This is a genomic window from Pandoraea sputorum (assembly GCF_000814845.2).
In the GTDB taxonomy this organism is placed as follows: domain Bacteria; phylum Pseudomonadota; class Gammaproteobacteria; order Burkholderiales; family Burkholderiaceae; genus Pandoraea; species Pandoraea sputorum.
In genome coordinates this window covers 1565221-1589424 of record NZ_CP010431.2, presented here as the reverse complement: position 1 = coordinate 1589424, position 24204 = coordinate 1565221, and the positions used below count along the sequence as shown (strand labels likewise).

The 24204-nt window shown below is 62.0% G+C and carries 21 protein-coding genes, 1 tRNA gene and 2 pseudogenes; 11 read left to right on the top strand and 13 right to left on the bottom strand.

The features are described from left to right. The first annotated feature begins 270 nt into the window (after positions 1-270). The 6 genes and pseudogenes from NA29_RS07160 to NA29_RS07125 all read left to right on the top strand — a co-directional run bounded on the left by NA29_RS07160 (position 271) and on the right by NA29_RS07125 (position 4256). Positions 271-1074 carry a hypothetical protein gene (locus tag NA29_RS07160; protein WP_052252595.1) on the top strand — a complete coding sequence of 268 codons (804 nt, stop codon included), beginning with the start codon at positions 271-273 and terminating at the stop codon, positions 1072-1074. A gap of 407 nt (positions 1075-1481) precedes the next feature. Further along, positions 1482-1793: pseudogene (locus tag NA29_RS07150) on the top strand (IS5/IS1182 family transposase); the annotation flags it as partial. Positions 1794-1862: 69 nt separating this feature from the next. After that, positions 1863-2540 (top strand): hypothetical protein, encoded by a 678-nt coding sequence (locus NA29_RS07145; RefSeq protein WP_039397116.1) that lies wholly within the window; start codon positions 1863-1865, stop codon positions 2538-2540. A gap of 125 nt (positions 2541-2665) precedes the next feature. Next, positions 2666-3324, top strand: a pseudogene (locus tag NA29_RS07140) (transposase). 151 nt (positions 3325-3475) lie between these two features. Further along, positions 3476-3751: a hypothetical protein gene (locus NA29_RS07135; protein ID WP_039397114.1), complete on the top strand. Its 276-nt coding sequence runs from the start codon at positions 3476-3478 to the stop codon at positions 3749-3751. A 220-nt stretch (positions 3752-3971) separates the two neighbouring features. Beyond that, positions 3972-4256, top strand: a complete 285-nt coding sequence (locus tag NA29_RS07125; RefSeq protein WP_157744767.1) for a DUF5076 domain-containing protein — start codon at positions 3972-3974, stop codon at positions 4254-4256. 68 nt (positions 4257-4324) lie between these two features. Here the strand turns inward: NA29_RS07125 and NA29_RS07120 are convergent, their stop codons facing one another. Both NA29_RS07120 and NA29_RS07115 read right to left on the bottom strand, forming a co-directional pair. After that, on the bottom strand, positions 4325-5683 hold the full coding sequence (locus NA29_RS07120) for an MFS transporter (RefSeq protein ID WP_084103533.1): 1359 nt from the start codon (positions 5681-5683) through the stop codon (positions 4325-4327). Further along, positions 5680-7077 (bottom strand): M20 family metallopeptidase, encoded by a 1398-nt coding sequence (locus tag NA29_RS07115; protein WP_039402657.1) that lies wholly within the window; start codon positions 7075-7077, stop codon positions 5680-5682. Before NA29_RS07115 ends, NA29_RS07120 begins: the two co-directional genes overlap by 4 nt. Positions 7078-7284: 207 nt before the next feature. On the opposite strand from NA29_RS07115, the gene NA29_RS07110 reads away from it, so the two are divergent. Further along, positions 7285-8202, top strand: coding sequence for a LysR family transcriptional regulator (locus NA29_RS07110; RefSeq protein ID WP_039397111.1), 918 nt, complete (start codon positions 7285-7287; stop codon positions 8200-8202). A 39-nt stretch (positions 8203-8241) separates the two neighbouring features. Here NA29_RS07110 and mdtD read toward each other — a convergent pair whose 3' ends face one another. The 9 genes from mdtD to gloB all read right to left on the bottom strand — a co-directional run bounded on the left by mdtD (position 8242) and on the right by gloB (position 19680). Continuing rightward, the gene (mdtD, locus tag NA29_RS07105) at positions 8242-9696 is read right to left on the bottom strand and encodes a multidrug transporter subunit MdtD (protein WP_072633220.1); all 1455 of its coding nucleotides are present in this window, start codon (positions 9694-9696) and stop codon (positions 8242-8244) included. 73 nt (positions 9697-9769) lie between these two features. Further along, on the bottom strand, positions 9770-11671 hold the full coding sequence (locus NA29_RS07100) for a propionate--CoA ligase (RefSeq protein ID WP_039397109.1): 1902 nt from the start codon (positions 11669-11671) through the stop codon (positions 9770-9772). Between the two features lie 124 nt (positions 11672-11795). Continuing rightward, positions 11796-13658 (bottom strand): ABC transporter ATP-binding protein, encoded by a 1863-nt coding sequence (locus tag NA29_RS07095; RefSeq protein WP_039397107.1) that lies wholly within the window; start codon positions 13656-13658, stop codon positions 11796-11798. Further along, positions 13655-14872: an asparagine synthase-related protein gene (locus tag NA29_RS25690; RefSeq protein ID WP_072633219.1), complete on the bottom strand. Its 1218-nt coding sequence runs from the start codon at positions 14870-14872 to the stop codon at positions 13655-13657. Before NA29_RS25690 ends, NA29_RS07095 begins: the two co-directional genes overlap by 4 nt. Next, a complete protein-coding gene (locus NA29_RS26005) occupies positions 14869-15489 on the bottom strand; it encodes a class II glutamine amidotransferase domain-containing protein (RefSeq protein WP_167370888.1) in 621 nt (206 codons plus the stop codon). Before NA29_RS26005 ends, NA29_RS25690 begins: the two co-directional genes overlap by 4 nt. Positions 15490-15627: 138 nt before the next feature. Continuing rightward, positions 15628-16368, bottom strand: coding sequence for a lasso peptide biosynthesis B2 protein (locus NA29_RS07080; RefSeq protein WP_039397103.1), 741 nt, complete (start codon positions 16366-16368; stop codon positions 15628-15630). A gap of 13 nt (positions 16369-16381) precedes the next feature. After that, the gene (locus NA29_RS07075) at positions 16382-16564 is read right to left on the bottom strand and encodes a hypothetical protein (protein WP_039397102.1); all 183 of its coding nucleotides are present in this window, start codon (positions 16562-16564) and stop codon (positions 16382-16384) included. Positions 16565-16775: 211 nt separating this feature from the next. Next, the gene (locus NA29_RS07070) at positions 16776-18467 is read right to left on the bottom strand and encodes a transglycosylase SLT domain-containing protein (RefSeq protein WP_039397100.1); all 1692 of its coding nucleotides are present in this window, start codon (positions 18465-18467) and stop codon (positions 16776-16778) included. Between the two features lie 385 nt (positions 18468-18852). Next, positions 18853-19680: a hydroxyacylglutathione hydrolase gene (gloB, locus tag NA29_RS07065; protein WP_052252593.1), complete on the bottom strand. Its 828-nt coding sequence runs from the start codon at positions 19678-19680 to the stop codon at positions 18853-18855. Between the two features lie 14 nt (positions 19681-19694). Between gloB and NA29_RS07060 the strand changes: the two genes are divergently transcribed. The 4 genes from NA29_RS07060 to NA29_RS07045 all read left to right on the top strand — a co-directional run bounded on the left by NA29_RS07060 (position 19695) and on the right by NA29_RS07045 (position 22213). Then, positions 19695-20561, top strand: a complete 867-nt coding sequence (locus NA29_RS07060; RefSeq protein WP_039397098.1) for a methyltransferase domain-containing protein — start codon at positions 19695-19697, stop codon at positions 20559-20561. Positions 20562-20572: 11 nt separating this feature from the next. After that, a complete protein-coding gene (gene rnhA / locus NA29_RS07055; protein ID WP_039397095.1) occupies positions 20573-21019 on the top strand; it encodes a ribonuclease HI in 447 nt (148 codons plus the stop codon). 104 nt (positions 21020-21123) lie between these two features. Next, a complete protein-coding gene (gene dnaQ / locus NA29_RS07050) occupies positions 21124-21864 on the top strand; it encodes a DNA polymerase III subunit epsilon (protein WP_039397093.1) in 741 nt (246 codons plus the stop codon). Between the two features lie 274 nt (positions 21865-22138). Next, a tRNA-Val gene (locus NA29_RS07045) sits at positions 22139-22213 on the top strand. Positions 22214-22273: 60 nt separating this feature from the next. Here NA29_RS07045 and NA29_RS07040 read toward each other — a convergent pair. Together NA29_RS07040 and NA29_RS07035 are read right to left on the bottom strand one after the other, a co-directional pair. Then, on the bottom strand, positions 22274-22798 hold the full coding sequence (locus NA29_RS07040) for a DUF2867 domain-containing protein (protein WP_039397091.1): 525 nt from the start codon (positions 22796-22798) through the stop codon (positions 22274-22276). 137 nt (positions 22799-22935) lie between these two features. Then, positions 22936-24150 (bottom strand): hypothetical protein, encoded by a 1215-nt coding sequence (locus NA29_RS07035; protein ID WP_039397089.1) that lies wholly within the window; start codon positions 24148-24150, stop codon positions 22936-22938. Positions 24151-24204 lie beyond the last annotated feature (54 nt).

Sequence of the window (24204 nt, the reverse complement as noted above, 5' to 3'; positions counted from 1 at the left end):
GGAATATTTATTTTTGGCACCGAAGACATTATCTATTCAGCGAAAGCAGCGACAGCCGCCAGCATCCCACTATCGATCGGGATACTCGTAATGGAAAAAATCAAAACCAGCAACCAACGCAAATCCCAAAAAAAGTAAACGATTGATAGCATGCCCCCAACGTGGTGGCAGCCCGAAATCCGCGCAAAGTATGTTTAATCAGGGGGATCGGACGCTCACCTCTTGATCTGTCGGATGCGCCGGAGCCCCAACAACTGCAGTGCAGGTGTAATGGGCGGTGCGGCAAGCGTGGTGCTTGGCAACTTGCTCAATCAGATAGCCGACACGCGCAATGACGAATTACCGCAGCAGGACAAGGAGGCCCGGATGAATCTCATTGAAAGCGTCGTGGCAGGCATCACCGCCGGGACGGGCAATGACGCCACGACAGCGAGCATCGCGTCTCGACTGGAATTGGAGAACAACCAATTCACGCTTCCACAAGGCGTAGTGAAAGCGGGTGCTGCTGCGGCCTCGCTGGGGGAATTCATGAGCCAGAACGGCGCATCCGCTGAGGAAATCCAAAAAGCCCAAACCGATCTGCTCGAATGGATCGGTACCGACGTACCGCAGCCAGCGACGCTGCTTTTGAAGAATTGGGTGATTTTGATGGGCAATGCACCAGCACTCGCGCCGGGTGCTGCTACCGCGACCGGTATGGCCGTGCGCGGCGCGATCGGTGGAGCGGCGAACCTAGTCGTTCAGAAAGCGCTCAACGGCGAGCAGGAAATGAGTAAGGTCGATGCGCTTATTGCTATTGTGGACGGGGCGATAACGCAGGGGCGGGGAATTATCGCGACGACGTCGATCAGTACTGCTGGTGCCGCGCTTGGAGCAACGATTAAGGGTGAATCAATCACTACTCCGGCCTTGAGCTCGGCAGTGGGAACAGCCGTAGGAGTTGGTGCAGGCGGACTCCCCGAAAAATTGATTAAAGGCACGGCAACACCGGCAGTTATGGAACTACTAGGCACGGCCACCGGCCCCGTTGTTTCGGAAGGATCAACCTCGATTATCCAAAAACTAACCAATTGAAAAATGATAAAAGAAATTACTCACATCATTATCCTCATAATTTACACATCAATATTTTATTTCATAATATCAATCATTACGAGATTTGCAGTGTCTTCTTATTTTTTCATTTTCAAATCAACCGGGGAATTATTTCTTTACGATGACGACATTATTTCATCGATCAAAGTTGGATTGGCTGCAGGAGTACCCGTTGGGTTTGGATCTTGGATTTTGACAAAAATTGAAGAGCGAAAGGACGATAAAAATTAGGGCTTTTCCCGTTCAAAAACGCCTTCAACAGAGCTTCGACGATAGAGGCTCAGATCGAGGATACCGCTCAATGGACGTCATGCGGGCGTTATCGCCAGATCGTCACGGTGATAGCGGCGGCGGGTGGAAACGTCACGGCAGGGACGCAAACACGGGCCAAATCTGCGCGGCCCTTGATTCCACCACGCGATGGCGCGAAGCCTTAGTCCGAGCTTACGACGGGTGCAGCCTAGCGTAACGAGGCTATCGATGCCATTGAGAAAAGCAGTCGGCGCGAATGGAAAGTCGCCAGCGGTTATCACAGGCGCTCGCTGGCTGAGACCCCGATGTACCGCCTCAAGACGCTCACGGGACACAGCCTGTGGGCGCGCGAAATCGGCTCGCAAGCTACCGAAATGGCCATCGGCTCAGGCGCGCTCAACCGAATGACCACGCTCGCACGCCCGAAATCCGTCCGTATCGCCTGAATTCGGCTTCACTGAGGGGCTCATGTTTTCTGCAACAACGCCACGTGGAATCGCCTCGGTAAATTGGCCATGTATTTTGTCGGGCTTAGTGTTTTCTCGGGAACGCTTACCTGGCTATTTTTGCAAAAACCTCTAACCGCGCAAAAACCAAACATGAAAAAGAATTTTTTTATTAAAAAATCTTTTATTTACGTAGCATTTGGATCGGCGTTTGGAATTTCAATATTTCAATTATTTTTCATCCTCATATTCTACAGTCCTGACGGCTTCAGCATCGCGGGACTCGCCATGTCTGTCATTTTCGGCAGTCTCTCGACCGCAATCTCTGCAATTGTGGGAAGAAGATTAGGTGCGCTTGATGAGGAGGCCGAATTCTGGAATTTCGAATTGAGACGATGGATATTCCCCTTCATCGTCGTAGCACTGGTAGTTCCTGCCATCGGCCATATCATAGAAATCGTCCTTCAAGGAAGCCCCTTATTAATTGTTGCGCTGACCGTGTGCAACTTACTTCTAACCCCATTAGCGTATTGCATACTCACAGCCTGCATCTTGAAAAATCGTCTTGCGCATGTTTTTTTCTCGGCGTTGCTCACTTGGTTGATTTCAGCCCCATTGCATCTAATTCATAAGCAACCGTTGCAGCTCTGGTTCGCTACCTTCCCCCTTACCGCATTGCTAGCAATTACCGGATATCTTGCAGCTCAAGGCACTAAAGCCATTCGAAGCCGCTCCGTCGGAATCTAAACCTCGCGCGGCGTTGTTGCATAAATTCGGGTTTGGTTGGGCTGACGTTTAGGCGCAACGGCTGTGAGGGTAGTGCTGTTAACTTTTGCCGAAGCGGCGTAGTGTCTTGGATTTTTTCCGGGACGATGCGCAAGGACCACCGAGAGCGAAGCGAGCCCAAGGGTACCTACCGCGTCAAGAATTGGGCGCAGTACAACCAGGGGCTGATTGCCCCAGGGGATGTCACGTGTGGGTCGAACAGAGCTCGCTTGTGCCGTCGGCTAAGACCGAGTCGCCCAAGCGTGGGCGCCCGCCCGTCTACACGGACGCGCCGATCCAAGGGCTGCTCGGTCTGAAGACGGTGTTCCACTTGCAGTTGCGCGCGCTGCAAGGCTTCGCGCAGAGCTTGCGCAGCCTGGTCTTCCCAACGTTGCCTGTGCCGAACTACACGACGTTGAGCCGCCGAGCGCAGCATCTGAATGTCGTGCTGCCCGCCTCGCATGCCAGCGAGCCGCTGCATTTGGTAATCGACAGCACTGGGCTGAAGCTTTACGGCGAAGGCGAGTGGAAGGTTCACGAGGCCATCGATGTCATTGAGAAAAGCAGTCGGCGCGAATGGAAAGTCGCCAGCGGTTATCACAAGCGCTCGCTGGCTGAGACCCTGAAGTACCGCCTCAAGACGCTCACGGGACACAGCCTGTGGGCGCGCGAAATCGGCTCGCAAGCTACCGAAGTGGTCATCCGCGCAGGCGTGCTCAACCGAATGGCCACGCTCGCACGCCCGAAATCCGTCCGCATCGCCTGAATTCGGCTTCACTGAGGGGCTCATGTTTTCGATCTCCATTGATGCAACAACGCCCTGGCAATGCGACCTCGAAAACTCACGAGCTACTCATGGCCATTCACTGAGCATTTTTTGACGCACAACGAGTGGCCCCGGGCCATTGGAAAACTGAATGAAGGCTATTGGCGGCTGCGCCGCTGGCTCGGCGTCAGGGGGCAACTGCGGCGCGGGTGCGATGGGCGGTGCGGCAAGCGTAGTGCTTGGCAACTTGCTCAATCAGATAGCCGACACGCGCAGTGACGAATTACCGCAGAAGGAAAATGAGGCCCGATTGAATCTGATCGAAAGCGTTGTGGAAGGCATTACGGCAGGAGTCCGCAAGGACGCGACGACGAGCATCGCGGCCGCCCTAGGCATCAAGAAGGATACGTATCGCAGCCAAAGCTGATGATTTATCAGACAAGTACCAAGGCAATCTACGGTCGTTACCCGATGGGTTTGAACGAGTGGCCGCGTCATCATCGTCGCATGGTTTTGCCCGGCGCAAAGCCTGTGTTTCCGGCCTCCGCAAGCACACTCCCCCGTTCAAGCCAGACCGACGGCTCGCGCAAGTCCGTCAACAATCCAAGAGGTATTTGATGCACGCATGTCCCATCCCCGACGCCGTATTGGCCGACGATGACGCAGTCGAAATGCTGCGCGTCTGGACCGCAGAAAAGACGATGTACTGCTCGATGAAGGTCGGGATGTATCAGGAAACCCGCAAAGTTTCCGAGGAGGCGGTCTGGGGCGTCATTCTCGCGGACGTCGCCCGTCAGGTTTCGGACGCCCTCCGGCAGGCCAATCCCGACACCGAAGCCGACTCGCTCGCCATGGTGCGGGATCACTTCCTCAACGAGTTGCGCGCCCCGTCGCTCCTTTCGACCGAGGACGCGCCACCTCAACGTCACTAATTTCGCGGCTTAACGATGTGGCGACGTAACGATGTAACGACGTAGCTATGCAACGTCCGATGTAACGCTCAGCGAGCGCCCATCCGCGTTCTGGCGATCAACAGTGTCGTCAGACTGATCACGGCGCCCACCATCAGATACAACCCCGGGGCAAGCTTGTTGCCCGTCGCGGCAATCAGCCACGCGACCGCCAACGGCGTGAAGCCGCCGAAAATCGTCGTCCCCAGGTTGTAGCCGACGGCCATGCCCGTGGCGCGCGTGCGTGTCGGGAACAACGACGACATCAGCGCCGGGATCGGCGCGAAGTACACCGCCTTCAACGCGCCCACCCACAGCATCACGACCATCATCGTCGCCAGCGACGCATGCGCATTCATGAAGGCAAACGCCGGATACACCGTACACAGAAACAGCACCCCGGCCACCAGCATGATGCGAATGCGTCCGACCTTATCCGACCAATGACCGACGAACGGCGTGAGCGTCATGATCACAAACCCCGTCACCAGCGTCGCGATAAAGCCCTGCGCGGGCGGCAGGCCGAGTTGCTTCGTCGCATACGTCGGCATGTACAGGATCATGTAGTTCGCGGTCGTCGTCAGAATCAACGCGCCGATGGACACCAACAGACGCGACTTCTGCGTCGCCAGCACCTCCCACACCGGCGACTTGCCTGCATCGCCGCCCTCGGCGCTTGCCGCCTTCTTACGTGCCACATCGTTCGCAAATGCGGGCGTCTCGTCGACGTACTTCCGAATGTACAAGCCGATCGGGCCGACCAGCATCCCGAACAGGAACGGAATCCGCCAGCCCCACGATTCGAGCTGCGGCTGCGTCAGCGCACCGGTCAGCACCGCCCCGAATGCCGACGCCAGCAACGTGCTCGCGCCCTGACTCGCGAACTGCCAGCTCGACATGAAGCCGGGACGGTTCGGCACGTGCTCGACCAGAAAGGCCGTCGAGCTACCGAACTCTCCGCCCGCCGAAAACCCTTGCATCAGACGAGACAGGAAGATGCCGATAGGTGCCCACACGCCGATGACCGCATATGTCGGCATGAAGGCGATGATTCCTGTGCCAACCGTCATCATCGCAATCGAGAGCATCAGCGACGCGCGGCGTCCGTGTCGATCGGCGTACGCGCCGAGCACGAACGCCCCCAACGGTCGCGCCAGATACGACAACGCGAACGTGCCGAGCGCCATTAGCAACGACACGGTTTCGTCGTGCGCAGGAAAGAACAGCTTCGAGATCGTCACCGCAAAGTAGCCGTAGACGATCAGGTCGTACCATTCGAGCGCATTGCCGATGGACGTCGCGACGATCAGTTTGTAGACGGGCACATCGGAACGTGCGCTCGCCGTCACATTGGCGTCGTGGGTACCCTCGGCTTGATCCGCCCCGGCGGCGGCAGCGGAGCTGTTCATCGCGGTTTCCCCTCGTTCAGGTTCACATCCCCCAGATCCCAGAAAAGTCCCGCCATGATCTGCAACGCCTCGCGCGCCACCGAACCCAGCAGATGCTCGTCCGGCGCGTGCTGCGAACACGCCGGATAGGAGTGCGGCACCCACAGCGTGGGCAACCCCAGCACGTCGGCGAAAACATCGTTCGGCAACGTACCGCCCAGGTTCGGTAGCAGCACCGGCGGCTTGCCGGTCGTCTCGCGCATCGACGCCAGCGCCCACAGCACCCACGGATCCTCCGGATCGAGACGCGTCGCCATCACACCGCGCTCGACTTCTACGTCCACCATCGTGAAACCATGCGCGTCAAGGTGCGCACGCACGATGTCTCCCAGACGCTCCCAATCCGTCCCGACGACGAACCGGATCTGCATATGCGCGTAGGCGTAAGGGGGGATAGCGTTGACGGGCTTCTCGGGATTGCCCGTCTTGAAGGCCAGCACTTCGATGTTGTTCCAGCCGATGACGCGCTCGGTCGGTGTCAGGCCCGGCTCGCCGTAATCGGCATCGACCTCGGGGTCGTTCGGGCCGCCACCGACTTCAAGTCCGGCCAGCGCACGTCGCACCGACACAGGCAGTTCGGGCGGACGCAATCCCTCGACCAGAATCTTGCCGTTGCCGTCGACCATCGACGCAATCGCATTCGCCAGCACGACGCCCGGATTGCGCAGCAGACCACCCCAGTTCCCTGAGTGGTGGCCGCCATCACGCAAATTCAGGCTGAGTTTGAAGTTGACGAGACCGCGCGAGCCAAGGAAGACCGTGGGCCGCTGCGCCGCCAGACGCGGACCGTCGGAGGCGATCAGCACGTCCGCACGCAACTCGTCGCGCAGTTGTTCGCAGATGGCACGCAGCCCCGGCGAGCCCATTTCCTCGCCCATCTCCACGATCATCTTCACGTTGTAGCCGAGCTTGCCGCCGCGTGCGGCAAGCACCTCCGCGAGCGCCGCCAGATTGATCGTGTGCTGTCCCTTGTTGTCGGCAGTGCCGCGTCCGTACCAGCGGTCGCCCTCGACGACGATCTCCCACGGCTTGAGGCCGTCGCGCCATTGTGCGTCGTAACCGCGCACGACGTCGCCATGCCCATAGGTGAGGACGGTCGGGGCGTCGTCGCTTTCGTGACGCTCTGCAATCAGGAACGGTCCGCCGCCCGGTATCGGATTGGGGACGATGCGCGACGTAAAGCCCAGCGTCGCGAGCGCGGGCGTCATTTCGTCGGAGAGATAAGCGTGAAGAACGTCGCCGCTGTCCGGCTCCTGACTCTCAGTCTTGTAGGCGACGCGACGATTGAGCGTGTCGAGGAAAGCGCCCGAATCGTATTGGGCGGTGGCTTGGGAAATCGCTGCGCTACGGGTCACTGCTTGTCTCCAGATGGCATTGTGGGCACGGCTGCCGGTCTCGCTCATTGGTACGACATGGATGCGACGCGTGTCGGTAGCACGCTGCGGCACAACCGTTCAGGCCATTCTAGGAGTCGCTATTTTTGACAACAATGATAATATTTCGAAGGTTTCTTTGCTGTTTCGGCAAAGCAAAAATGACACCTTCCCCACCCCGATCTCCCCATGCAAACGCACGCACTGCGCTACTTTCTGGAAGTCGCCCGGACAGGCTCACTGAGTCGGGCGTCGGAACGCTTGCATGTGGCGGTTTCAGCGTTGAGCCGTCAGATCGCCAAGCTGGAAGAGGATCTGGGGACGCCGCTATTCGAACGGCGTCCGCGCGGCATGGTGCTGAGCGAAGCGGGCGCGCTACTCGCGGATCATGCGCGGCGTGTGTTGCTCGATGCCGAGCGCGTCACATCCGAGATTCGCGGTCTCACGGAAGTGGGACGCGCAACGATTCGCGTGGCCAGTTCGGAAGGTGTGGCGCGCGACTTCCTGCCGCAAGTCTTCGCGCGCTTTCGCGAGGCGTATCCGGGCGCGCACTTTCTGCTGAATGTCGTATCGCCCTTCGAAGCGACGGAGCGGGTCCGCGATGGCGAAGCCGATATCGCGGTGTGTTTCAGCGTCGCGCCCGAAAAAGGCGTGCAGGTCGTTCACACGCAACCCGCGCCGATCTATGCGCTGATGGCGAAAAAGCACCCGCTCGCCAAGCGGCGCGAGATTGCCCTTGCCGACCTCTTGCCGTACCCGATGGCGCTATCGGAGGCCGGGGTGACGATCCGTCAGATGTTCGATTTGTGCTGCACGCTCGAAGGCCTGCTGTTCGAACCGGTCTTCATCAGCAACTACCACGCCGCACTGCACAGCTTCGTGCGCTCGGGCAACGCCGTCACGCTCACCGGGCTGCTCACGGTGCGCAGTCGCCTCGCGCCCGAGGGCCTCGTCGCCATCCCTATCCGCAATCCGGCGCTGCATCAGCGCTCGCTTCAGGTGCAGACCATGGCCGGACGCACCCTGCCCGCGCCCGTCGAGGCGTTTCTCGGCCTGCTCATCGACGCCATTCGCGCCCCCGAAATTCTCGACAAGCCGTTTGCCTGACGGCACGAACCGAAGCCCCGATCCTCTGACAAAGCGCCGCTAGTTCGCAGGCGGTGGCGGCGTCGTGGCAGCCGCCTGCGCCTGAGCAACGCCATCGTCGTTGGCCATCTGCTCGCGATCGGTCAACTGCGCGAAGATCCATGCCGAGCAACACGTAATCAGGCCAACACACGCGAACGTCGCACGAAACGCCGGGAGCGCGCCCACGCCCGCCGCCTCGCCGAACGCGCCCGTGAACGTCACCAGCAGCGCACCGCCGACCGTCAGACCGAAGCTCATCGCCAGCATCTGCACGAGCGAGAACAAGCTGTTGCCGCCACTCGCGTCGTCCGGGTTCAGATCCTTGAGCGTCAGCGTGTTCATTGCTGTGAACTGGATCGAGTTGATGCCGCCGAGAATCCCCAACTGAACGATGAGCAACGGCACCGGATAGTGGGGCGTGACCAACGAGAAGCTGGCCATCACTGCGCCGGCCAGTATCGTGTTCCACACGAGGACAGAACGATAGCCATAACGCACGACCAGATGCGTCGCCAGACTCTTTGCGAAGATGCCCGTGATCGTAGTCGGCAGCATCAGCAGCCCCGCCTCGAACGCCGTATAACCGAGACTGACCTGCAACAGCAGCGGGACGAGATACGGCACAGCCGCGATCCCGATGCGGGCGAATAGATTGCCGAGCAACCCGACGCTGAACGTGTGCACGCGGAACATGGCGAGCGAGAACAACGGCTGCGGCGTCCGGTTCGCGTAGAGCCCGTAGGCGACGAAGCCCGCAAACCCGACCACGAGCAGCACCAGCATCAGCGCGTGCGCCCCCGCCATGTCGGCGTGACGGTCGAGCGCAAGCGATGTCGCGACCATCCCCACCGACAGCAACAGATAGCCTTTGACGTCGAACGATGTCTGGTGCGGAGCCCGCGCGTTCGTCAGGAAGAAGTGGGCCGCCACGCATCCCGCGACGCCTACCGGCACATTGATCAGAAACACCCAATGCCACGACGCCACCTTCACGAGCCAGCCGCCGAGCGTCGGCCCGATGAGTGGCCCGATCATGCCAGGCACGGCGACGAACGCCAGCGCCTGCAAATACTGCTCGCGCGGGAATGTGCGCAACACTGCCAGACGCCCGACAGGCAAGAGCATCGCGCCGCCGAAACCCTGCACGACGCGCCATAAGACGAGTTCGTCAAGCGTGCTCGAATAGGCGCACATGGCCGAGCCGATGGAGAAGATCGTGAGCGCACTTGAGAAGACGACGCGCGTGCCGAACCGATCGGCAAGCCAGCCCGACAGCGGGATCGTCACGGCCATCGTCAGCGCATAGGCAATGACGACCGCCTGCATGTGCAACGGCGACTGACCGAGATCGCGCGCCATCGCGGGTAGCGCCGTGTTGACGATGGTCGAGTCTAGCGTCTGCATGAAGAAGCCGACGGAGACGACCAAAAGCATCGCTTTCTGCCGCCAGGCGGCCTGATCGGGTGAAGTCATGACGTTGGGCTATGAAGAGGCACAACGCATCATACCGGCATCACCACCGACGACAGAAGCGACCAGGAGCGGCTTACCTCCCTGCCACCGCCTCCCGCACCTGCTCGAGCGCAGACGGGTCTTCGATGGTGATCAGATCGCCCGTCTCACGTCCCTCGCAAATGGCCTGAATGGCGCGACGCAACAGCTTGCCTGAACGTGTCTTGGGCAGCATCGAGACGAAAAACACGCGCGCCGGACGCGCCACCGCCCCGAGTTGCTTGTCGACGGTCTTCATGACATCGCCTTCAAGCGCAAGACGTGCGTCCGGCGTGTCCACCAGCTCCGGGCGGCGCAGCACCGCGAACGCCATCGCCACCTGCCCCTTGAGCGCATCCTGCACTCCGATCACCGCGACTTCCGCCACCGCCGGATGGCTCGCAATGCTCTCCTCGATCTCACGCGAGCCGAGCCGGTGTCCGGCCACGTTGATCACGTCGTCGGTGCGCCCGAGAATGAAGTAATAGCCTTCCTCGTCGCGCACGCCCCAGTCGAAGCTCGAATACAGGGTGCGGCCCGGCACCGTCTGCCAATACGTTTTGACGAAACGCGCGTCGTCACCCCACAGGGTGCTGAGGCAGCCCGGCGGCATCGGGCCTTCGATGGCAAGCACCCCCTTCTCGTTCGGCCCGCAATCCTCGCCCGTCGCCTCGTTGACCAGTTTGACGTCGTAGCCATACACCGGCTTGCCCGGTGACCCCAGCTTGCTCGGCAGGACTTCGACGCCGCGCGCCATGCCGAGAATCGGCCACCCCGTCTCCGTCTGCCAATAATTGTCGACGACCGGTTTGCCCACACCCTCGGTGAGCCAGCGCGCCGTGGGTTCGTCCAGTGGCTCGCCCGCGAGGAAAATCAGTCGCAGTGACGACAGGTCATACTGCGTGAGATACGCCGGGTCCTGCTTCTTGAGCACGCGAATCGCAGTCGGCGCGGTGAAGAGTTGCGTCACCTTGTACTTCTCGACGATGCGCCACCAGATTCCGCCATCGGGACGGATCGGTGTGCCCTCGTACATCACTGTCGCAATGCCCGCGAGTAGCGGCGCATAGACGATGTAACTGTGCCCCACCACCCAACCGATGTCCGACGCACAGAACATCGTGTCGCCGGGCTTCGCGCAGAAGATGTGCTTCATCGACGAAGCCAGCGCTACCGCATAACCGCCGGTGTCGCGCTGCACGCCCTTCGGCTTGCCCGTCGTCCCCGACGTGTAGAGGATGTAGGAGGGCTCGCTCGACTCCATCCATTCGCACGGAACGAACGCATCGAGATGCTGTTCACGCAGCGGCGCATAGTCGACGTCGCGCCCTGCGACTCGCTCCATCGGTGCCAGCCCGCGATCGATCAGCAGCACGCTCGAGGGCTTGTGCTGCGCGAGCGCAACGCCTTCGTCGAGCAGCGGCTTGTAGGGTACGACCTTACCGTTACGCGAACCGGCATCCGCCGAGACGATGACTCTGGGTTGCGCGTCGTCGATGCGCGCGGCGAGATTGACCGACGCAAAGCCACCGAACACCACCGAGTGAATCGCGCCGAGACGCGTGCACGCGAGCATCGCGAACAGCGCCTCCGGCACCATCGGCATATAGATCAGTACGCGTTCGCCGCGCGTCACACCCAGCGATTGCAACGATGCCGCCATGCGGTTCACTTCCGCCGCGAGTTCGTCGTAGGTGTAGACACGCTCCTGTTCGGTTTCCGTCGACACCCACACCAGCGCATTCTGCGTGCCGCGCGACGGCAGATGACGGTCAACCGCGTTGTGGCAGATGTTGGTCCGCCCACCGACAAACCAGCGCGCAAAGGGCGGCTTGTCGTATTCGAGCACCTGATCGAAGGGCGTCTCCCAGTCGATCATTTTGGCCTGTTCCTCCCAGAAGGCCGCACGCGAGTCCGGAGCAATCGAACGGGCGTGAAACGACGCGTACGAAGTCATGTTGTCTCCTTGCATTATTGGCATTCAGTGTGCGCGTTGACGCTTACGGAAGGCTTACCGGGGCACCGGGTACATGCCTGAAATGCTAGGGGATTACGCGGAGATCGGGGGGATTTCTGTCGATTTAAGTGAGTTCCGGGACGGTGGCCGCTGTCGTCGGCGTGGCTGGCACTGCTGGCGATGGCGATGCTTCGGCTTGCTGGGCCTGCCACATGCGCGCGTACAGGCCGCCTTGGCGCAGCAGCGCCACGTGGTCGCCCGTTTCCACGATGCGCCCGCCCTCCATCACCACGATGCGGTCCGCCTGCCGGATGGCAGCGAGACGGTGCGCCACGATCACGCACGTCGCGCCTGCCCGTTCGTGTGAGAGACGCGCCAGAATGCGCGCCTCGGTCAGGGCGTCGAGCGCGGCGGTCGGTTCGTCGAGCAGCAACAACGGCGGGCTGCCCCAGAGTGCACGCGCAATGTTTACGCGTTGGCGCTCCCCGCCGGACAGACCTGTAACGGACGCCGAATCCGGCACTTCGGCAAGCGTCGTCACGCGTTGGAATTCGTGCTGTAGGCGACCGTCCTCGGGCAATACACCTTTGCTCAGTCCCGCGCGATAGGCGACGTTCTCGAACACGGTGCGATCGAACAGACGGCAATCCTGCGTGACGAAGCCCATCATGCGACGCACGGCTTCGGCACGCGCCGCACACAGCCTGTCTTCATCGATGCGCACTTCGCCGCGCGAAGGCAGCGTGAGACCCGCCATCAGACGCAACAACGTCGATTTCCCTGCACCTGAGGGACCGACGAGCGCGACATACTCGCCCGCAGCGATCCGCAGACGGATGCCCGACACGATGGGCGGTGCCTCGCCGACGGCCACGCTGACGTCGTCGAACTCGATGGTGGGTGCTTGCGAGGCAGCGGACGTCGGAGACGCAGGGAACGGTGGAGGTGCCGATACATCGTGCCCGACTAACGTCGGGAGCGCCGCCACCGCTGTCGGCCCGGCCGCGCCATCGCGCAGATGCTCGTCGACGCTGACCAGGGCTCTGGCCACCTGCGAAACCAACGCACCGAGCATGGCCGCAGGCAAGGCGAACTGAAGCAGATAGGCGTTGACCTGCACGAGTGTGCCCACCGGCTCGGCACCCCGCGCCACGTCGCTGACCGCGAGCAAGGTCATCGCCGAGACGCCCGCCGCCATGATCGCCATCTGCAAAGCGCTCGTGACCTGCGCCGTCGTCGCCGTTGCCAACGCTGCGACATAACGCGTGCGCAGACGCTGCGACAAGCGGTCCACTTCGGCGGGTTCCTGCGCGAACGTCTTCACGCACTCCAGTTGACTCAGCGTATCGGCCAGCGCGCCGGTGGTGGCGCGCGAGACGTCGTTCGCCTGCGACTCTCGACGCGTCACGCGCGCGAGCGTAGGTCGCAGCGTCAGCACGTAGGCCACGACGGTCGCGCCAAGTATCACGCCGTAAAGCACGCCGAAGTTGAGCATCAGGATCACGCACGTCGCGATCACCTGCACAGCCAGCGGCAGCAACCCGAACACCAGTCCCGTGACGATGACCGGTAGCGCCACTTCCACACGAAACAGGCAGTCGAGCACATGCCCGGCATTGACGTCCCGCGCGCGATGCGCGGGCAACTCGATCAGGCGCGTGAGATAGCCGAGTCCGGTGCGGCGTCGAAGATCTTCCATCACCCGTTGGATGAGTAGATCCTTACCCCGCTCGCCGATAGCCGCCCCCGACCACAGCACGACGTAGGCCACCGCGAACGGCATCGCCAGCGTGCCCGGTCGCTCGCTCGCCAGCGCATCGACGGCCAGCCCCAGCACCCAGGGCGCCATGAGCCGCAACGCGAGCATCAGCGCCGCTGCGAGCGTCGCGGCGGCAAGCCACAGACGGTGACGCGATCTCGCCGTCTCACGCGCCCATAGCGTGCGCAGCACGAAACACAGCGCGTTCCACCCCGCCTGTCGCGTCATGCCGTCGCCTCGTTGCCGGGCCCCTCGGACGCATATTGCCCGCGCCGTCCACCTGCGTCGGGCGTTCCCCCAACAGCGCCCGCTCCCTGCCGCCAGCCGCGCACGAACATCTCGACGGCGTAAAGGCGGCGAATCGTCGTCATCGATTCGAGATGATGATGGGCAATCCGGCCGATGGCGCGACGACAGGCGTCGCGATCGATCCATCCGGACGCTGCGCAATAGCCCTCCAGACAGACCTCCTCGACATGGCGCAAATTGGCGGCCACACCCGCCCCTACAACGCCCGTCATCATCCCCTTGTCGCGACGCCAGAGGTTCGGCAGACCACTGGCCAGATACGCCGCGCGACGTAGCGGCAAACGGTTGTGCATGGCGTTGAAGAGCCGGTACGTCGGCATCGCAAACCCGGCTTCGACCACCGGTTGTGTGAGGAATGGAAACGCCGTGCCGCCCGCGGCCAGCGACGGATGCACCTCGATGTCGCGCAGGTTGCCGAGCGTGCCGAGAATCTGTGTGCGCTTGCCGGGACGCATCCTGAGCGGCCACTGCGCCAGCCATGCCCGCGCGAGCGGTTCTCCACGGCATGGCTCGCCCGCGCAGGCGGCGGCCGTCAGTAAGCCGTCTTGCAGCGCGGCCAAGGGGTTCGCATGGCGTTGACGCAGTTGTCCAAACGCCCCCCGCGCGACCGACCAAAGCGGCAAGCGCTGCATGATCGCCAGATCGCGCCACGCACCGAGCGCACGACGCCACTGACCGTCCGCGAAGGCATCGAGGAAGGCCCCGTCGGGCGGCGGTGCGAGGAAGATGGCGTCGCCGCCGTGACCGTTGACGAGGCGATGCTCGCGGTATGGCATCAGACGCTCTCGCACGGCATCCAGTTGCGCCAGCATGCACAAATGCATGGCCGGACGCGCCAGACGTGGAATGTCCGTCGGCGGCGAGAACGCCGCACACGCCATATCGAGACGCTCGAACGCCATGCGCACATGCCTCGCCACACTGCCTGCGTGATGCGATTCGTCGCTCGACGGCGACGCCGGATCACAGTGATTCACCGCCGTGCATTGAGCGGCGAGTCCCGACTGTGCGAGCGCAAGCGCCAGCGAGGTCGACTCCACGCCCCCCGAGAGTTCCAGTACCGCCGGGCGGTCGCCGAGACAACGCTCCGTAGAACGTCGCAACACGCCAAGCAGGCCGGTGCCCGACGTCATCTCATACACCTCACTCGCCCCTCCCCCGGCTGCCATGCGGGCCACCAGACGACGCGCGTCTTCGGCGCGCCACGCTCGGGAATCCACAGGGCGTGGCCGAGCGGCAAACGCTCCACGTCGTACAACGCACACTGCACACCGCCCACATCGCCGTGCACGAGAAAGGATTTGAGCGCTGCGCTGTCGAACGACGGGTCGTCGCCGACAAGCGCCGCCGGATCCGACGCAACATGCACCGCGCCGTCGCGACAGAAGCGGTAGTACGTCGGACAGTGGCCGCATGGGTCGCACAACACAAGCGTCGCGCCGCACCAACGGTCATGCACGATGATTCGGTAATGCCCCCAGTACTGCTGCACAAAGCGCTCGGGCGACTCCAACGCCAGTCGCGCCAGCTCCAGCCCCGGCAACACTTCGCGGCCATCGTCCTTGTGAAACACACGACCGCTCACATACCACGCGAGCAATTCGCTCTGATCGCTCACATGACGACGGTCATCGTTCGCTTCGGGACGAATCCGGGCGGCAGGCTGGCCGTCCAGCCCCCGTAATACGACGGCGCCGGGCAACGGCACGTGACGCTCGGCCGGTCCTGGTCTTAGACGGGCAAGTTGCATGACAGGCTCCGTGTTGGATGGCGCGCCGGTGGGGGCGCAGATGCGGTTCAGGCCGCATGTAGATGGCCTGGATGGCCTGGACAGCCCGGTTGGCGTCGATGTGCCGAAGCGCGACGACGAGACCGTGCGAACGGACGATCAGACCGGCGTCTCGTAAATGACGGCAAGCTGCTCGCGACGTCGCGGGTCGTCGCCAATCACACGCCCCTGCGCTTCCGCCCACGCGTGAGCGTAGAACGGCTGGCGCTGAACGCCGATCACCAGTTGCAGACGCAGCCCGTCATGCGCGCACCACAGGGCCAGCGCCGCGTACCACGGCAGGCACGGCGTGCACTGCGGATAACACAACGCCGCGCGGTGCATCGCCGCGACGTACGGCGCGTAATCCCCGGGCAAACCGTATTGCGTGTCGCGTCGTTGCTGGGCGGCGTTGATGCGCCCGATCACGCCCGCCATTCGCGTCTTGCGCGTCGCTCGCTGGGCTTGCCAGAGCCAGTAGCTCGCACGCATCACATCGCGAGTACGCGCGTTGCCAGCAAGATCGCCGGGCATCGCCAGCCAGGCATCGAAGCCGAGACGCGGCGCCATGTCGCGCGTGGCGTGTCGGGGGTCGGGCATGGCCTGCTCACCGGGTGCGAATAGCCCTTCGGCGTCGAACATGTCCTGCATCGCTGGCAGCGTCTGCGCAACTTCCTGTGGCGCGTGACGCCATCCGATCAGCCGACGCAGCGCCTGAGAGTGCGCGTACGACAGATTGAAGTATCGATCGCAAGCGAGTTTGAGCACGACAACGTGTGCGTCCATCCCGACGATGTGAACGTCCGGCGCCAGATGACGGAAAACCGGCGCGTCCGCACACGCGCCGGTTCCGATTCGCATCGAATCTGCCACGTCAGGCGTGACCTCCGGTCACCGGCGGCAGCGTCGGGATGCAAACCGGCTTGAAGCACAGCGGCAGCACGGTGATGCCTTCAACGTCGTTGCCGAGGACGCCTCGCGTGGCGTGCGTGGCATCCACCGATGCCAGCACGTCGAGTTCGGTCACTTCTTTCACGGTTCCCAGATCCTTCTTCATTTAGGACTCCTTGTTGAGTGAATACGAACGAAATCGTCCGCGTCTTCATCATAGGAAACGGGAGCCGATGCATTTATGGGAATTTTCCGAAGGCGCACGTGAACCCCGTGCAGGGACTTGCGGGTCACGGTGGGCCAACGGTAACGGCAGCACCAAAGCAAAACGCCCGTGAGGCGAACCTCACGGGCGTTTGCGATAACGTTGCTGCGGCTTAGCGCTGCGCGGTCTTCGTGACCTTCGTCGCAGGCTTCGCGGACGACTTCGCGACAGCCTTGGCAGGTGCCTTCGCTGCGGCCTTGACCGGTGCCTTGGAGGCGACCTTGGCAGCCGGAGCGGCCTTGCTGGCGACCGCCGCCTTGGTCGGCTTGGCGGCCGGACGGTGGTCGACCACACGAATCATCTTGCCGTTCTTCCCACGCACCAGACGCGTACGCGGTGCATCGTCATCGCCCTTCGCGGCGACCGGCTCGGGTGCGGAGGACGCGAGCACGCGCGAGGCGTCCTTCACCGGCACGTGCAGCACCAGCAGTTGGCCTGACGTCAGCGTGTCGCGACGCAGGCGGTTCCAGCTCTTGATCTGCGCGACGCTCACACCGCTGCGCGATGCCACGCCAGCGAGCGTGTCGTGCTTGCGGGCACGCACCATTACCTTACGGGTGTCGGGCAGATCCGGTTCGAGGGCCAGCACGGCGCTGCTCGCGACCGAGGCGCTGATGTCCTGATCGATGTCGTCCGAGCGCGGCACCAGCAGCGTCGAGCCCGCCTTCAGGCGCATGCGCGGCGCAATGTTGTTGACCGAGCGAATCACGGCTGCATCGACGCCCAGCTTGCGTGCCACGTCTTCCGGACGCTCACGCGACGCCGACGTGTACGTCGTCCAGCTCGACAGCGGCTTGTCGTAGCCCTTCAGACGACGCTGGAACACTTCCGCGCTATCGAACGGCAACAGAATCTGCGGTTGTGCCGCGCCCAGAATCACGGGCTTGCGGAACGACGGGTTGAGCGCGCGGAATTCGTCGAGCGGCAGATCGGCCAGCTTGGCGGCCAGCGCCACGTCGATGTCACGCTTGGTGGTGACGCTCACGAAATACGGGTGATTCGGAATGTCCGGCAGCTTCACGCTGTAGATGTCCGGATGCGCGATGATGTTCTTGATGGCCTGGAGCTTCGGCACGTAATAGCGCGTCTCCGTGGGCATGCGCAGGCTCAGATAGTCGGTCGGCAGACCTTGCGCCTGATTGCGATCGATGGCGCGCTGCACGTTGCCCTCGCCCCAGTTGTAGGCGGCCAGTGCGAGATGCCAGTCGCCGAACATCGCGTAGAGCTTCGAAAGGTAATCGAGTGCGGCGGTCGTCGAGGCGAGCACATCGCGGCGCTCGTCCTGGAACATGTTCTGCTTGAGGTTGTACGTCTTGCCCGTGCTGGGAATGAACTGCCACATGCCGGCGGCCTTGGCCGTCGAGAGCGCTTGCGGGTTGTATGCGCTTTCCACGAACGGCAGCAGCGCGAGTTCCGTCGGCATATGACGGCGCTCAAGCTCTTCGACGATGTGGAACAGATACTTCTCGGAACGCTGAATCATGCGTTCGACATACTCGGGGCGCTGCGCGTACCACTGCGTGCGATCCTGCGCGAGGTCGGTGTCGAGGTCGGGAATGGAGAATCCGTGGCGGATGCGCGACCAGAGATCGGCGTCGTCGCTGCCGTAGGCCAGATCGTTGATCGAGTCGTTGTCCAGGTCGATGGTCTGATCGCTGGAGACGCGCTGCTTGCCTTTTGCGGTCGAAGCGACAGGCGACTTGCTCTGCGCATCGGGCGTGGATTTCGATGCACCTGTGGTCGGCGCTGTGCTGGCACACGCTGCGAGAAGCAGCGTCAGGAGCAAGCTAACGATAAGTCGCATTGATCGGGCTCGATTTGGGTTACATCTTCATGAAATTGGCAAGGATGTTAAGGAAACCCTTCAGATGCGTCAACCTTTCTGCCTAAATTTTTTGCAAAATTTACGCAGAAATGCCCCAAAAATAAGGGTTATCCCCGAGTTTGAATTCACAAATTGTGGCCGCGACGAGACGCATTTTCGACGCGCTTTGTGACAGTCCGTGCCATATACGATGGTGTCGATGCCATCGATACGACACCGAAACTTCACACTTGGGGCGATTCGTCGGGGCGGAGCAGGCGGTGACAAACCTGTCAACGTCTGCTGCGTGACAGAGCTCATGACGCGCCGCGATATTGACAGCACAGCACTTGCACAGCTAGCGCTTTGCAGGCTAGCCGTGAAATCAGCGAAAGGTGTCTTTCCAGGCGCGCACGGTCGCGAAGACTGCTTCGCGCGAGAGCGACGTTCGTCCCGCGTGGGCTTCGGCGGCCGCGACCACGGCCGGGGCGTCGCTGCGAAGGAAGGGGTTGGTCACGCGCTCCTGAGCGAGCGTCGTGGGCAGCGTCGGGCGACCGGCCGCACGCAGCGCCGTCGCTTCCCGATGCCATGCGCCGAGCGCCTCGTTATCCGGATCCACGGCAAGTGCGAAGCGAATATTCGATAACGTATATTCGTGCGCGCAGTGCACGAGGGTGGCGGGCGGCAGCGCAGCGAGCGCATCGAGCGACGCGAGCATCTGTGCAGGCGTGCCTTCGAACAATCGGCCGCAACCGCACGAGAACAACGTGTCGCCGCAGAACAGGTGTGGGGCACCCGTGGTACCGGCCCCCAGGAAATACGCAATGTGGCCAGCCGTGTGGCCGGGCACGTCGATCACCTGAAGCGTCATCGCGGGCGATGCAATGTGCACCGTCTCGCCACCGTTGTGCGGATGATCGACGCAGGCAATGGCCTCATGCGCGGGACCGTGCACCGGCACGTCGAAACGTTCGAGCAACGTATCGACGCCGCCGATGTGATCGGCATGTTTGTGCGTGATGAGGATAGCGCGCAGTGTGAGGTTGCGCGATTCGAGATAGGCGAGCACCGGTGCGGCGTCGCCCGGGTCCACCACAACGGCATCTTTGCCGTTATCGACGACCCAGAGATAATTATCCTGGAACGCGGGGACCGGAAAGACGGTCAGTGTTCCGGCCGACTGGCCACTCACCGCATCTGCGTGCGCATCCATATATACTCGCCACCATGTCAGAACGTCCGATTATAGACTGGCCCGTCTGGCTCGTCTCACCGCCAGGCCGCTACGCGCTCGCATGGGAACAGGCCCTCTTCGACCAATGGGTCGGGGATCTGTTCGGCTATCACGCGTTGCAGCTGGGCCGTCCCGAGCTCGATACGCTGCGCGAAAACCGCATGCCCTACCGGGGCCTCATCCTGCCCGCCGCGCGCGGCCCGGAGGCCCCGCCTCTCATGACCAAAGCCGCCAGCGTCACGACTGCCTGCGCGCCATCCGGCACGCCCGGAGGCGCGAACGCGGAGATGGTTGCTCGCGACATCCTCGTGAGTCGCTTCGACGAACTGCCGATCGCTACGGCCAGCACAGATCTCGTGGTGCTACCCCACGTCCTCGAATTTGCCGAGAATCCTCACGACATCCTGCGCGAGGTCGAACGCATTCTCGTGCCGGAAGGTCAGGTCATCATTACCGGATTTAACAACCTGAGTCTGTGGGGCGCGCGAGAGGAACTGGGCCGACTCGCCGGTGCGCCGTTCCTGCCGCCGGGGGCTGACCTGATTGCATTCACCCGCCTGAAGGACTGGCTCAAGCTGTTGTCGTTCGACATCGACCGTGGCCGCTTCGGGTGTTATCGTCCCCCGCTTCGTGGCGAGCACTGGTTACAACGCTTCGAATTCATGGAGCCCGCAGGCGACCGCTGGTGGCCGATCTTCGGCGCGCTGTATGCCGTGCGTGCGGTCAAGCGTGTCAAGGGCATGCGTTTGGTCGGCAAAGTCCGCAAGCGTATACTCGGCCTCCAGCCAGCGGCGGCACCGGTTGCCACACCGAATACCACGCATCGCCAACTGGCGGAAACGACCGAAGCGTCCGATTGATTGTTTGAGAGATGACCTTGCCGCAAGTTGAGATCTACACCGACGGTGCCTGTAAAGGCAATCCCGGCCCCGGCGGCTGGGGCGCCCTGCTCGTCGCGGGCAAGCACCGCAAGGAAATGTTCGGCGGTGAACCCAACACCACGAACAACCGCATGGAGCTTCTCGCCGTCATCCGCGCGCTCGAAGCCCTGAACAAGCCCTGTCAGGTCGTACTGCATACCGACTCGCAATATGTCCAGAAGGGCATCAGCGAGTGGATTCACGGCTGGAAGGCGCGTGGCTGGAAGACGGCCGCGAAGGAACCGGTGAAGAATGCCGACCTCTGGCAGGAGCTGGACGCCGTGTCGCAGAAGCACGATATCGACTGGCGCTGGGTGAAGGGCCATGCGGGGCACGACGGCAACGAAGCCGCCGACCAGTTGGCCAATCGCGGCGTCGAGAGCCTGCGCCACGGGTAAGCGGGTAAGCCCTTCGCATCATCCGCGCACTGCGTGAGGACGTTGTCATTTGCAATGGCCCGCGGTGCGCCAATTCCGAAAGCACACGAAACACGACGAACATCATGCGACAACTGATCCTCGATACCGAAACCACCGGCCTGAATGCCAAGACGGGCGACCGTCTGCTGGAAATCGGTTGCGTGGAACTGGTCAATCGACGCCTGACCGGCAACAACCTGCACTTCTACATCAACCCCGAGCGCGACAGCGATCCAGGTGCACTGGCGGTGCACGGCCTGACGACCGAATTCCTCTCCGACAAACCCAAGTTCGCCGAGATTGCCGAGCAGCTGCGCGAGTACTGCCGCGATGCCGAGATCATCATTCACAACGCGGCGTTCGACCTGGGCTTTCTCGACATGGAGTTCGGCCGCCTCGGCTGGCCACCGTTCATGCAGCATTGCTCTGGGCTGATCGACACGCTGCTGCGCGCGCGCGAAATGTTCCCTGGGCGCCGCAACTCGCTCGACGCGCTGTGCGAACGACTTGGCGTGAACAACGCGCACCGTACGTTGCACGGCGCATTGCTCGATGCGGAACTGCTCGCGGACGTCTATCTCGCGATGACGCGCGGTCAGGAAAGCCTTGTCATCGACGACAGCGAAGGTGACGAAAGCAATGATGGCGTGCCGCGCGAGAAGATTTCGTTGCGTCAGTTCGATCTGCCGGTGATCCTCGCGGCCAGCGAAGAGGTGGAGTCGCACGACGGCGTACTCAACGGCATCGACAAGGGCATGAAGGGGACGTGCGTGTGGCGCAAGGAACCGATGCCGCCGGAAGGCGAAGCACCGGCAGCGCCGTGATTGCGCGATCTTTCGGCGAATGCGGCGAGCCTCGCGAAAAATTCGCACAAAGCCCTTCCCAAACGAAGAAAACGTCCCTATAATCGCTGTCTTTGCTGCTTGCGAGTCATCGCAAGAAACGACGTGAAGTGATCGAGAGATATCATCACGACGGCAGCAAAACAGAACAAAAGAAAAGTTGCAGACTTCTACGAAAACAGTTAAAGTTCTGCTCCTGATTGCGAAAGAAGAACTTCAGCAATCGGCTCTAAATCATTGATTTAGTTAATGATTTGGGTGGTTAGCTCAGCGGTAGAGCACTGCCTTCACACGGCAGGGGTCACAGGTTCAATCCCTGTACCACCCACCAGATTCGCGCGAATCGCGCAAGGAAAGGCCCTCAGGCAAATGCCGAGGGCCTTTTTCTTTTTCAACCGAATCTCTGCCCATCCCGCATATCTCTGACAGCCCGCTCCAAATTCGCCCGAAGGATCACGCGATGAAACGGTGCAATCGTCGCAAGATAGATTCTTCCCAGTCTGTTATGGCAATGCACCACCGTCGCCGCGAGCAACTCCCGCCCGTTGGCCGCGTCGCCACGAAGTTGGACGCTGACGCGGAAATCGAGATGCCGATCGCCTGCACCCAGAACCAACTCCGTCGCAGTCTTCGACAGCAGTGGAAAGAAGCTGATCACCGGCCCACGCGCTGCGCCAGCAAGACCGACAGCGCGGGACGATTTAACGTTGACGGTCACCATCACCGCATCGCGGACACACAAGAGTGCACGAATCCACAACGCCTGTTGCTCGAATAGGATCCGTGTCAGCACTTCCAGGTCATCGCTGGCCTCTGGCGGCAGTCGAATTGCATAAGCGTCCGACAGGTCTGCGCCCGCGTAGAGCGGTGCGATTAGGCTGTCGCTAGGCATCGGCACCGCGCGCGCTTTGTTCATGGGTGAAGTCACGAGTCCCGGAAAGTGGGTTCAGCAACGGTGAACATGTGAAACAGACTACACCGATCGGATGCTCGCCTATGCGGCACAAGGCCGCACCCCGGATGATTACGCTATTGGGGAGTTCGTCGCGCTTGTCAACGCTTGAATCCCGCCGCCCCCACCACACGAACGTCCGGCCCCGTCAGCGAATAGACAATCCCGGCATTGTTCGCCGCCGCGCCCGTCAGCACACCCTGCGTCGAGAATTGGCACCCGCCTGCACAAGCACCACCCGTCACGTTTTGCGTCATCGTGCTGAATGTTGCACGCGCACCATCAGGGCCGACGGTCGTCGATCCTGCCCCGGTCACGTAGGTCGGCCCCGCCGACATCGCAATGTTCAGCTTCGGCGTGACGGCATACTGCGCGTTCTGGAACGCGATGCTCAGATTGCCAGAGAGCGTGCCCACGGCTCCCGTCGTCATATCGATGGCCTTTGTCGCACCCGCAAGCGCATATGTCATCGTGCCACTCACCGGCAGATTCGCATCAAGCGTTGGACGACCGATGACGTAAGGCATGCCGGAATTCCACGTCGTCAGATCGAACGTGATGCCGTGATCCGCCACTTTGCCCGCCGTCCAGCGTCCCCAGCCAAGGTCTTCCAGTGCCCCGGTATCGGTCGTCGTCACACCAGACACCACGTTGAAGGGCACCGTCGTGCCAGTAAACTTAGTCAGCGCATTCGCATTGTTGAACACCCCCGCGCCAATGCCGAGATTCGCCAGGCCGTCCGAACCCCAGTTCATCATGTAGTAATCCGCACCGTTCGCCAGCACCACCGGCGTTGCGGCGGGCGGAATAGGCTTTGTCACAAACGGGGGTAACGCGACGATCGGATCTGCAGGCTTTGGACTGACTATCGGCACGCTGGGGACAGCGGGCGCTGGTGCCTGAGGTGCCGGCGTACTGACGAAGAATGACGGCGGCGTAAAAATCAATCCCGGATTCTGCGGGAGGACGATCGGCGGCACAGTGTACGAGGGAGTGAAACCGAATTGCCCCGCCTGGAATTGCGGGTTACCGGCCGAATTACTCGGGGCCACCAGGCCGTCGATCACCTGGACATACAAACCCGGGGCCGTTGCGCTCGACGTGATGGGCGTAAGCGCGCCTGCGCTCGCCGATGGCGGCGAAGACGACGCCTGCTGCGCAAGGAACCGGCTGAAGTCAATGGTCGGTGACTGAGCCATCGCCGGGGTACTCCCCAGCGCCGCCATCACCGACAACGCCGCGAGCCACCCCGCCGCCGCCGGGACAACCGAGCCAGGGTTGCGTCGCGCTGCCGACGGTGGATTGCGCTTCATCATGTGTCGCTCCCTATCTGACCGAGGGGACTGAGTGGACTGAGGGCATGATCGGAC